Origin of the sequence: Colwellia sp. 1_MG-2023, assembly GCF_030546755.1 — a bacterium.
GTDB lineage: Bacteria > Pseudomonadota > Gammaproteobacteria > Enterobacterales > Alteromonadaceae > Thalassotalea_H.
In genome coordinates this window covers 47376-58743 of record NZ_JAUOPE010000003.1, presented here as the reverse complement: position 1 = coordinate 58743, position 11368 = coordinate 47376, and the positions used below count along the sequence as shown (strand labels likewise).

Sequence of the window (11368 nt, the reverse complement as noted above, 5' to 3'; positions counted from 1 at the left end):
TTTTACCAATTACTGCGTTTTTGAACGAGAAAATAGCTCTGTTAACACAGGCACTAAAACAAAACTTGCGATAGCAGAAACGCAAAGCCCTGAAATGATAACCACTCCTAACGGCTGCCATAAACCACCACCGAGTAATGTTAATGGCAACAAACCACCTATCGTGGTTAATGTGGTTAATAAGATAGGAGTAAAACGCGTTTTACTGGCATTTAAGATTGATAACCGCATATCTTTACATTCTGAAAAATTGTGATTGGCAGTATCAATTAAAATAATCGCGTTATTAACAACAATGCCAAACAAGCTAATCAGGCCAATAAACGCCATCATCGAAAAAGATAAGTTAAAGAGATATAAACCAATTACCGAGCCGGCAATAGCAAATGGAATAGAAGTAAAAATAACTAAAGGCTGCATAAACGATCTAAACTGCAACACCAATACCGCAAAAATACCTACGGCTGTGATGATCATAATTTGCGATAAACCAGCAAAATTCTCTTGTCGCGATTCTTCTTCGCCGCCAAGCGTGTAATACATACCTTGTGGAAATTGATAATTATCTAAATAAGTAACAATTTGTTCCGTTAAAGCCGTAACAGAATAGCCTTTATCAGCATCAGCAGACACTTTCGCCATTCGTTGTTTTTGGTAATGGAAAAACTCGGTATGCCCTTTAGCAAGCTTAAGTGAAACCACTTGATTCAACGGCACCAACTTACCGGCATTATTGGCAATATAAATATCATCAAAAATATCTAAATCAGCCTTTTTCCCTCGCACGACAATCGGATAACTTTCACCATTTTTATCACTAAAATTACCGACATAACTACCGGTTAAAACAGTCTGCAACGTCAAGTCTAATTGATTAATGTCAATGCCGTTCATACCTGCTTTTTCATAATCAATTTCAAGTGCCACTTCACTGTTTGCTTGACCAATAGGGTTTTCAATATTAATCACCCCGTTGATTTTCATCATCTGCTGCTCAAGATCATTTGAAACTTGTTCTAAATCACTGAGTGATTCGCTCATCAAGCGTACTGTTATAGGCTTATCAGTAACAGGACCCTGAGTAAACTCTTTAATGGTGATGTGGGCTTGGTGCCAAGTTGAAAAATCTTTTCTAAGCGCGGTGACTAAATCCGTAGATTTCTGCTCATCAAACTCATTTAACACAATTAATAGTTGGCCGTAATGTGCAACTCCACGTTTGGGAATTTCATTGTAGTAAATTCTTGGGTTTGAGTTACCAACATTTAGCGCGACTTCTTTAATCAATGAATACTTTTTCAAGCTTTTAGCAATGTCTTGCATTACTTGGTTTGTATAATTAAGTGATGAGTTAGCAGGAGCTTCAACATCAATCAAAATCATTGGTTTTTCAGCTTTTGGAAATAAACTTAAGCCGACTTTACCAAACAGTGAAAACATAAAAACAAGTGCTGCAACAAAAACCATCACGACAATCATTTTTCGATTCATTAATACTTTTAAAAAACGAAGATAACTATTGCCAGCAAATTGATTAACGTAGTGTTGTAATGTTTTAATTTTACTAGGTTTAACTGTAAACAACTTACTCGCAAGTAATGGCGTAAAAGCTAAAGCTAATATCAATGAAGCTAATAAAACAAAGACAACCGTTACCGGCATTGAACGAATAAAATCACCCGTGTCTGAAGCAATCATTAACATTGGAAGAAAGGCGAATAAGGTCGTTACCGTACCACTTGTGATTGCCCAACCTACTTTACTAGTACCTGAAGCTGCAGCTTCTTTTAAACTAGCAAACTTGCCTTTCTCTCGATGGATACTTTCTGTCACCACAATAGCGTTATCAACCAATAACCCAAGGGCAATAATTAAGCCGACAATCGACATTTGCTGCAAGCCAAAACCCGCAAAATCTAACCAACCAATGGCGATTAAAAAAGATAAAGGAATTACCGCAATAACCACTAGCGCTTCACGCAGCCCTAAAAATAATAATGACATAACGCCGACTAAAATAAGGCCTTGCCACAAATTATTAAAAAAACCATTTACTCTTGTTTCTACACTTTCCGCTTGTTCAAATAACACATCTAATTTGATTTGCTCAGGTAATTGCTTTTTAAAATCAGCAACTTCTGCGTTTAATTGGTTCGTTAAATCAAAAATATTTGTGCCTTTGCGTTGCTCAAGCGTGATAAAAATGACGGGATGTTCATTAAAATAAGCCAAATAAGAGGGCTTGCCATCAGAAAACGCAATGCTGGCAATATCTTTTAATTTGATCACCAACGCATCATTGGCATAAACCACTGTTTCTTTTAATTGCTCAATTTCCTGAAAGTTACCACTGGCTTTAACGTTAAAGCGACGGGTACTAGCATCAACAAAGCCCGGCGTGATATTTAACGCTCGTCTTTGTAAGATTTGATTCACAGAATTAACGGTAATGCCGTAGTGCTGTAATAAATCCAGATTAAGGTCAATAGCGACAACTTGTTGAGGGTAACCCCAAATATCTGCTTTTTTAACGCTAGAGATCGCTTCTAATCTTTTCTCTAACTTTTTGGCATAAAACTCCATGGTTTTATAATCGGTAGGTTCAGTCCATAACGCGAGCTGAGCCACAGCAACACTTGTCGGGGTTGCCTTAAGTACTAAAATATCTTGTACACCATCAGGTAGATTTGGCTCTATGGATGCAAGCGCTTGTTTAATTTCATTAAAGGCTGTTTGCGGATCGCTGCCATATAAAAATTTAATTTCTATTCTGGCGCCATCATTTTTAATTTGCGCTTCAATACGTTTGATCCCTTCAATATTAGAGAATTCTTGCTCTAAAGGGGTAATAATAGAAGTTTCAATATCATGAGAAGAGGCGCCGGGATAAATAACTTCGATTAAGGTGATTGGGATATCAAATTGAGGATCTTCTGAACGAGGCATAGTGAAGTAAGAGACAATTCCTACTAGCACCATTAAAATAACAATCGTCAGCGTAAATTGGGCATTTTTAATCGCGGAGCGCGCTAACTTCATGCGTTATAACTCACTTATGTTCAGTTGTTGCCAACCATTCACTACAAACTCAATTGCATCATTATGACTTTGCGCACGTAAATATATTGATTGTGTATCAATATTTAACACATCAAACGATTGACGCATTAACTTTCCACTGCTCGCTTTAGTAAACAACACTGCAGAGCCTTGTTCATCGATTTCGATTAGAGCACTAATTGGCACCTGATATACTGAATTTTCAGTGGCAAAATGAATAGTAACTTGCGCTAATTGACCTGCCACTACGCCTTGCCCCGCTTGAATATCTTCAAGTAACACTTCAATTAAATATAAAGCGCCTTCGGCATTACTGGTAACTGGTATTTTTGAAATCACTCCGTTAACTCGGCCAATATTCGGCAAATCGACAGCGACCTTTTGGCCTAATTTAACAAAGCTGATTTCTTTATCGGTTAGTTTTACTTTTACCACTAAATTTTTATTAATCGCCGCGACTTCTAATACTTCTTGACCAGGAGCCTGAAATTCAGCTAATTCAGTGTATCTTGCTAAAACAACGCCATCAAAAGGGGCGTAAATTTCAGCTTTTTCAAGGTTGTAGTAGGAAACTTGATAAGCTTCACGCGTGGTTTCAACATTGGTTTGTGCTAATTCTAACGCCTGCTCAGAGCTTAATTCTTGCGCCAGTAATTTTTTCGTACGATTGACTTCTCGCTTAGCTTGCAATAATTGTGCGTAACGAGAGTTTTTTTCTGCGATGAGTTCTTCCGTATTTAAAGAAGCAAGTAATCGGTTAGCTGAAAAGAAATCCCCTTCGTCTACAGAAAGCGTTTTTAAATAACCACTGCTTTTAAAAGACAATTTTATTGTCCGTTTAAACGCAACTTTTCCTGCTCGCTTAACTGATTTTTCAAAAGGAGTAACCGAAACTTGTGCAAGCTCATAATTTTGAGCAGTCACCATCTGGCTAAGAAAAACACTTGCGATGAATATATAAGTAAATATTGATTTCATATAATTACAATGAAACTACCTTGTTGATGTAACTAACATTATTATAGGCTCTACTTTAATATTGTATGGATTAAATGTACATTTTTTTCAATGTGTTTCAATTGTGGGACAAAGCTTTGAATGAATATTCAATATATTTAAGTAAGAAGTAGTCGTTAATGGCGCTCTCGGCAGGAATCGAACCTGCGACTTAGACTCCGGAGGTCCACGTGATATCCACTTCACCACGAGAGCTGCATTAAGAGGTTGCGATTCTAGTCAAATCACTGTCTCTTTACTAGTAGTAGCCAATAAAATTTCATGAAAAATGTGAAAAACATCGTTTTCAATTCTTAACTTCTCGCCATTATTTGTTGCTTCAATGAATTTCACCTTAACTAACCGCTTTATTTTAGGGTTATCTTATCGATATAAAGTGTTTTTTCTTCTGTTAAATCAATCATAAAAAAGCCTATTCGGCTAATTTCGGCTAGATTCAATGTTCGTGTCTTCGGCGCATTGCGAATCTTGTCGAGTGGGATTTCAATAACATTCTTACCGTATGCCAAAGTAGAGCAATAATTAAAACGATCACTATATTCATGACTACCCTCGTCATGACTTAAGTCTGTGATTTTAATACACAGCTTTTCTGCTTTTTGGGATTCACTGCGTAGGTGAAATTCAATAAAACGATAATTGCGCCAATCTTGATAAACTTCATTAAAAGTAAAGCCAGAATATTTTTCACCGGTTGCCAAGGTAAATTTCAATGATTGCCGATGATTTTCGCTCTCATTCGTCATTAACTCCCCCTCAGACCAAAACATTACTTCACCTTTTAGCGAAAAGTCCGCAAGAATAGGTAATTTTTTATACTGTTGATATTTAAGTGAAAGTACTGAAAATAGTGCAAATTGCTCAATAACAATAAGCACTGTGATAAATGCTAACACTGTCATCGTTATTTTATTTTTTTGCCGGCTAAAAACTTGATAGCACAAAATACCTAGCAAACTACCTAGAAAATTTCGATACAGATCTGCATAGTCCATTTCTCTGTTAAGATTGGATTGCACCACTTCTACCAGCACGCCAAGAATCAAGGTGTACAGTAAGGTCAGAATGATCACGGAAAATAATGAATACGAACGTTTAAGCAAATATTTCATGATCATAAAACTGGTCATACAATAGAAAATGATATGACCATTATTCCAGAATAATTTACTTTCAATCGGCGAGTAGTAAGAAGGCCCCCCGATAAAAAACAGAAGAAATAAAGTGATAATAATTAGTAATAATGCAAGATTAATGCGGCGATGCTCTAACAAATTAAGTATTTCTTAATAATGAATATAAATGATGATCTTATCAGGAACAGTAAAAAACGCCATTTTCATAGGTTTTAGCAATTCTGTCAGTTATTTTTACACTCTCATAACCAAGAATAATTCTTTGTATTTTTTTACGTTAAAATACAAAGAGCTAACACAAAGGCACTTGATATGCATAGATATTTATAATTATTAGCAACTAAGCTAAATATGGATAAAAAAATGAATAATATTATTAAGTTATTAAGTTTATCACTTTTCTTAGTTTCTCATTTCTCTTTCGGACAATTGATTGTCACGGGAGATTGCAATGTACAAAATGCTACTTTAACAACAGTTCAACTATCTGATTTAGATATTAACAATAATACCGGCGGTTCTACTGGCGCCAATTTATTACAAAACGGCCCTTATAACGCTTCAGAATGTATTGGTATTTATGCTGGTAATGACAGTCAGCTAGAGAGCCACTTAACACCTCATTTGAATATAGGTCAATTGGGAGATGGATTACTTAATGGTGGCGGTCCTTTAACTGGTAACGAATTTATCGACGGACTAGTTGATGGTGTAGCTAACCCTTGGTTTGATGGTGACAAAATAGATATCGATAATAATGGTAATGCAACTGACCCTGGTTGGATTAACTTAGCAAAATTTGATGTTGACAATAATTCTACGACTTATAAATCCATTACCAATTACGATGAGACTATCTCGCTATTAATTTCGGACGTACTAGAATTCACTTTTGAATGTGTAAATGTAGGTGGAGACTGCTCTTCAATTAATTGGACTTTAACTACAGATAAGGATATTGCTGAAACAGTTGGCCAAGTTTTAAATCGCTCGACATTTGATCATTTAGCTTTTGTTACCAAAGCAGGTAGTGGCAACCAAAACGGGCAAGGTAACCAAGACGATAAAGGTTGGGCAGTTTATGACTTTAACTTTTATGAAATTTTTGGCAGCGAAGCTCCAGGTGCTTTTAATTTTGAAACTGCATATTCACTAGCAGGCTCTATTGATGTTAAGCCTGGTGATTTTAGTGCAGGCCTTTCTCATTTGACTGTTTGGGCAAGAGACCCAATAGGGGATTCAACGACAACGATTCCAGAGCCGTCAACCATTGCACTTTTTGGATTATCATTAGTGCTAATCGCAATCAGAAGAAAACATATTTAACCTAATTAATGTCGAAAAAAAACCATCATATTTATGATGGTTTTTTTATGTCGCATAAGTGACGATAATTAACTCTAGGCACTTGAACAATGTACAAGGCTGACGTAATGTTCAAAACAATTCAATTTATTAAATAACTAAACTAAATGTCATCATCACTCCCACAAAATCACTTATGTAGTATCACCTTATTGGGTAATTTAGTGAACAAACCTGAAATCCGTTATCAAATAAACCCTGTCATAGCTATTGCGGAGTTTGTGGTTGCAACCCATTCAAAGTGGTTCGATAAAAAAACAAATCAATTTAAGGAGTGGACGCATTACCACACGATAAAGATGATTGGTGATGTCGTTGAACGCTCGTTATTACATGCAGAAAAAGGCGATGTAATTTTAGTACAAGGCCATTTGGTCAACAGTAAGAAAACCAACCGTGAAATTATTCACGCGACCTATGCCCATCGTTACCCAAAAGGTTATTCTCGTTCGATCAATCAATTACAGTGCAGTGGAAAAGTATCTAGCGAAATAAAACTGGTAAACACAGAAAACAACAAACAATTAGCTGAACTGCAATTGGCAATAAATTTTTATAGTTTTTCACCCATTACACAAGAATTACGCAGCATTAGCGTTGAACGAACAGTGCATGTTTGGGGCAAACAAGCCGCTTACTTAAAAGATAATGCCACGATAGATGACGAGTTAATTATTAATGGTAGATTAAGTTATTTAAAAGACGCGACAAAATCTCAATTGATTGATGCACAAGACATTATTTTACAAAAAACCAATTAAGGTATATATAATAAAACTGACTAGTTAGGGAATTTATAAAACCAAAGAAGGTTTTAGCCATTTTATATGCACTATTTAATTTATAATTTTAGTAATAAAATCGCCTTCAAGGCCTATTACACGCTAATAATTCTGCTAACTTTTTTAGGAAAAGTTCACGCTGAAGCGTTAAATTCATCTTTAAAGGTTTATCATCATTTTCAAAATCAGTCGAACATAAAATGGCAAGCAATTAACAAAAACCCTTCGACAAAGCAAAGTTACTTTGTACATGATGATGTTGGAAATATTCACCTAGTTAAAGACAATGAGATTAACGCAGAACCAATTATTCATTTAAAGAAGCACTTCCCTCAAGCACATTTATTAAATGATATTTCACTTCATCCAAGTTTTAAACTTCAACAAGATTACGGTTATTTAACTTTATATACGGCACATATAGAACCACCGGATAATAGTAAATCCGCCTTACGAATCCATGACAACAACCAACAAAACGAGCACAAGTTTGAAATAGTGATTAGTGAATGGCAATTTGATAATGATAAATTTACGTCGTTTAAAACGACTAAAAACCGACCAAGAGAAGTACTCAGAATTCCAACGTTTTCAATTGATAATGGCATTACCCAACTAGGGTTTAACCCTTATATGAAGTCTTGGAACGATAATTATGGCAATCTCTACTTCACATTAAAGGCTGATCCTAATAAACCTGATTCAGCATTATATTCAGGCAGTATTCTTAGAATCAACCCCAAACGATTTGGATTAAAAAACTATTCAATTCCAGAGAGAAACCCGTTCATTAATACAGAAGATATTAATAATGAAATTATTGCCACCGGATTAACGTCACTTTTCGAAATTCATTGGTCAAAAGATGGCAAGCAACAACTTCTAGTTACGCAGAGTAATCCTCAAACGTTTAGTGCCGCAACTATCAAGTACGGTGAGGATTTCCGTAAAAATAAGACTGAGCTTACCTACATACAAGCACCGCTGCCTCAGCAAAGTAATAGTGTTATTTATCGAGGTATGAAATTCGCGAAATTTAGAAATAATATTATTTATTTAACCTGGGATAACCACTGGAAATTAATCGCGATAGATAATGAACATCCTTTTGAAGTTTCAACCCTACTAACTATCAAAAATAATGATTTTTCCAAAAGCAGTAAGTTGGCCTTGCTGACAGATGAACATGATGAATTGCTTGTTGTCGATAAATCATCGAATGTCATTTTCACCGTTAATTCACCCACAGAATCAAGTCATCCAAACAAAAAACAAACGGTTAATAAGACCCCTGCACAGCAGGATTATGTAAATTTTTCTTGGATAATTTTAATACCTTTATTTATAGCTAGCATAGTTATATTGCGTCGCATGAAAAAGTCTAACTTACCGAAAGCATTATTACGGAAGCAGTTTGCAAAATATGAAGTTCATGAAAATAAAAAGCACCTCACTATTTATAAACGCCATGAAGAAATAGCAAGCACCGAAGTTAATATTTCCGAGATTAAACGATGCGAAATCTTCCTCAATAATAACTTAATCTATTCATTTAATAGCAGTGAGGCACAAAGTTGTTTTTCAAACGAAAAAGAACAAATGCTCAATCTCTCTTTTTCTACAGAAAAAAGAGGAAAAATGATCGATGATAAAGTGCGTAAAATAGAAATGGTGCTCACTGACCAAACGTCACACACTTACCCTATATGTGTTTATCTACGAAAAGGCAATCAAAGACTTACAAGTGGTAAATATGAAGAAATCTGTAAACAGCTAATTGATTGGTGTTGGTTATTATCCCAAACAATATTCCCTGCATTAACAGAAGAGCGCATTATTTTAAAACCTGTTGTGCCAAATACGCCCAATATGAATAAAACGAATAAAAGTGAAACTACAGATGCTCAATCATTGAATAAAAACCACAATGTCACTGGAGCAAACAACGCAAAACCACAGGAGCCAAAAAGTTTATCAACTACCCCTACCGATCATAATACAGCAGAGGTAGATGAAAGCGTCGAACTTAAAGATATATCACTGATCAATGCGTTAGATAAATTAGGCAAGCTTAAGCAACAAGGACTACTCACCGAAGAAGAGTTTAATCAAGCAAAAGCAAAAGTATTAAATAATCTCACCCAAAACGATTAACCTCATTCAAGGTTAATCGTTGCTATATTCGATTACTTCAAGGTCAACAAATACTTCACTAAATCATTATATTCTTGCTCAACATTTTCTTCACTCGAACCATGATCATGAGAATGACCGTGCCCAACAACCATATATTTCCCATTAACAACAATGCTAGGTACACTTCTCAAATCGCCACTTTTAGCTAAAGTGTCTTGGTTGTTTTTCATCTCTTCAACTTTCTTAGTCACTTTTTCGCTGTTGAGAACTTGGTCAAACTTATCGCCGTCTATACCATTGAGAATAAAAACATTACGTACATCTTTAACTGAAGTAAATACTGCTCTATGCACATGAATGTATTTGAAGATAGCCGCTATTTGGCTTTCTGCTACATTTAACTCTTGGGCAGTGATCAAGGCTCTTGATAATAACGATTGCATTTTTTGAGAAGCACCCGGTAAGAAATCAACGTGATTTTTAACAAATGTTACATTCTCAGGTAGGTTTTTCTTGATAGATTTCGCCATCACTTCAAATTTATAACAATGGCCGCAATAAAAAGAAAAATACTCTCTCACTTCAGGAGAATCTACAGGTAACTCGTGTACTTTAACGTAATGCTTGCCTTCTTGATAATCACTGGCATGGGTAAAAAAAGATAGCGTTGCAACAACGAGTAGACTCAATAACTTGTTCATTCAATAAACCCTTATTAATTTTTTAATGATAAATTTTATATGATTGCTTCGATTTATGGCATTAATGTGAGCGGCGGTTGTTGTAAGGCTGACATTTGCTCTTTCAGCATCAACACTTGCTCTTCCCAATACCTTTGAGTATTAAACCATGGAAAACTATGCGGAAACGCCGGATCTTGCCATCGTTTGCATAACCAAGCCATATAATTTACTACCCGCATAGTACGCAAAGATTCTATCAAGGCAAACTGTTTTGTATCAAATTCATAAAACTCTTCATAGCCCATTAACAGGGTATCAAGTTGCAAGGTTTGCTGTTGTCTGTCACCCGATAACATCATCCATAAATCTTGAATCGCTGGCCCCATACGACAATCGTCTAAATCAACAAAATGAGGACCGTCATCTGTCCATAAAATATTGCCTGCATGACAATCACCGTGTAGCCTAATTTCATCTTTTGGTTGGTATTGCTGACACGCCAACTCAATTACTTGTTCTAAAATCGTGTAAAAAGCATTTTCAATATATTGCGGGACAAAAGCAGATGCTTTGATAATGTCTCGAGCTTGTATCAGAGATTCTTCTTTACTGTAGATTGGTCGTGTTTGAAAAGGAGATTTGCCAGCAACGGCATGTATTCTGCCAATAAACCTGCCCATCCATTCTAAATGATCTAAATTATCCACTTCAAATATGCGACCACCTCGACATGGATAAATGGCAAAGTAATAACCTTGATGCTCAAATAATGATTGACCAGAAAACTTTAACGGCGCAACTATAGGTAACTCTTCGTCAGCAAGTTCAAAAGCAAAGTCGTGCTCTTCTTGTATTTGGGCTTTTGACCAACGTTGTGGACGATAAATTTTAGTGACATATTTGACTTTATCTTCATCATGAAATTGATAAACACGATTTTCATAACTATTTAATGCCAGTAAGCCACTATCAACCTGCAAGCCGATACTTTCTATGCCATCAAGAATTAAATCAGGCGATAACGAGGTAAAATCAAATACGGACATAAGTTCTCAACGAGTAAAGTCGTTATTACAATTTAATAACGTGATGCCCTAGGATACAGGAGTTGATAAAAGGCGGAAAGCCAAAACCACTTCAAATAATTCACAAAAAGCATGTCTGCGTCATAAAAAAATAGACGCGTGAG

At 35.7% G+C, this 11368-nt stretch carries 8 protein-coding genes and 1 tRNA gene; 3 read left to right on the top strand and 6 right to left on the bottom strand.

All coding sequences use genetic code 11. The features are described 5' to 3' along the window. Positions 1 to 9 precede the first annotated feature (9 nt). The 4 genes from Q4493_RS04120 to Q4493_RS04105 all read right to left on the bottom strand — a co-directional run bounded on the left by Q4493_RS04120 (position 10) and on the right by Q4493_RS04105 (position 5351). Positions 10 to 3039: an efflux RND transporter permease subunit gene (locus Q4493_RS04120; RefSeq protein ID WP_303449623.1), complete on the bottom strand. Its 3030-nt coding sequence runs from the start codon at positions 3037 to 3039 to the stop codon at positions 10 to 12. A gap of 3 nt (positions 3040 to 3042) precedes the next feature. Continuing rightward, a complete protein-coding gene (locus Q4493_RS04115; RefSeq protein WP_303449622.1) occupies positions 3043 to 4038 on the bottom strand; it encodes an efflux RND transporter periplasmic adaptor subunit in 996 nt (331 codons plus the stop codon). A gap of 159 nt (positions 4039 to 4197) precedes the next feature. Beyond that, positions 4198 to 4272, bottom strand: a tRNA-Arg gene (locus Q4493_RS04110). A gap of 152 nt (positions 4273 to 4424) precedes the next feature. Then, positions 4425 to 5351, bottom strand: a complete 927-nt coding sequence (locus tag Q4493_RS04105; RefSeq protein WP_303449621.1) for a carbohydrate binding domain-containing protein — start codon at positions 5349 to 5351, stop codon at positions 4425 to 4427. A gap of 225 nt (positions 5352 to 5576) precedes the next feature. Here Q4493_RS04105 and Q4493_RS04100 point away from each other — a divergent pair, with 225 nt between their 5' ends. The 3 genes from Q4493_RS04100 (at position 5577) to Q4493_RS04090 (ending at position 9514) form a co-directional block, all read left to right on the top strand. Then, on the top strand, positions 5577 to 6539 hold the full coding sequence (locus Q4493_RS04100) for a PEP-CTERM sorting domain-containing protein (RefSeq protein WP_303449620.1): 963 nt from the start codon (positions 5577 to 5579) through the stop codon (positions 6537 to 6539). Between the two features lie 146 nt (positions 6540 to 6685). Beyond that, entirely contained in the window at positions 6686 to 7339 is a 654-nt protein-coding gene (locus tag Q4493_RS04095; RefSeq protein ID WP_303449619.1) for a single-stranded DNA-binding protein, read from the top strand. 66 nt (positions 7340 to 7405) lie between these two features. Next, complete coding sequence (locus tag Q4493_RS04090) at positions 7406 to 9514, top strand: SHOCT domain-containing protein (protein WP_303449618.1); 2109 nt, start codon at positions 7406 to 7408, stop codon at positions 9512 to 9514. A gap of 32 nt (positions 9515 to 9546) precedes the next feature. Here Q4493_RS04090 and Q4493_RS04085 read toward each other — a convergent pair whose 3' ends face one another. Then, positions 9547 to 10197 (bottom strand): thiol:disulfide interchange protein DsbA/DsbL, encoded by a 651-nt coding sequence (locus tag Q4493_RS04085; protein WP_303449617.1) that lies wholly within the window; start codon positions 10195 to 10197, stop codon positions 9547 to 9549. A 53-nt stretch (positions 10198 to 10250) separates the two neighbouring features. Continuing rightward, positions 10251 to 11225 (bottom strand): serine/threonine protein kinase, encoded by a 975-nt coding sequence (locus Q4493_RS04080; RefSeq protein ID WP_303449616.1) that lies wholly within the window; start codon positions 11223 to 11225, stop codon positions 10251 to 10253. Positions 11226 to 11368 lie beyond the last annotated feature (143 nt).

Coding starts and splice junctions, on each gene's coding strand:
- Q4493_RS04120 (WP_303449623.1), bottom strand. CDS start 3,039: ATGAAGTTAGCGCGCTCCGCGATTAAAAATGCCCAATTTACGCTGACG.
- Q4493_RS04095 (WP_303449619.1), top strand. CDS start 6,686: ATGTCATCATCACTCCCACAAAATCACTTATGTAGTATCACCTTATTG.
- Q4493_RS04085 (WP_303449617.1), bottom strand. CDS start 10,197: ATGAACAAGTTATTGAGTCTACTCGTTGTTGCAACGCTATCTTTTTTT.
- Q4493_RS04080 (WP_303449616.1), bottom strand. CDS start 11,225: ATGTCCGTATTTGATTTTACCTCGTTATCGCCTGATTTAATTCTTGAT.
- Q4493_RS04115 (WP_303449622.1), bottom strand. CDS start 4,038: ATGAAATCAATATTTACTTATATATTCATCGCAAGTGTTTTTCTTAGC.
- Q4493_RS04090 (WP_303449618.1), top strand. CDS start 7,406: ATGCACTATTTAATTTATAATTTTAGTAATAAAATCGCCTTCAAGGCC.
- Q4493_RS04100 (WP_303449620.1), top strand. CDS start 5,577: ATGAATAATATTATTAAGTTATTAAGTTTATCACTTTTCTTAGTTTCT.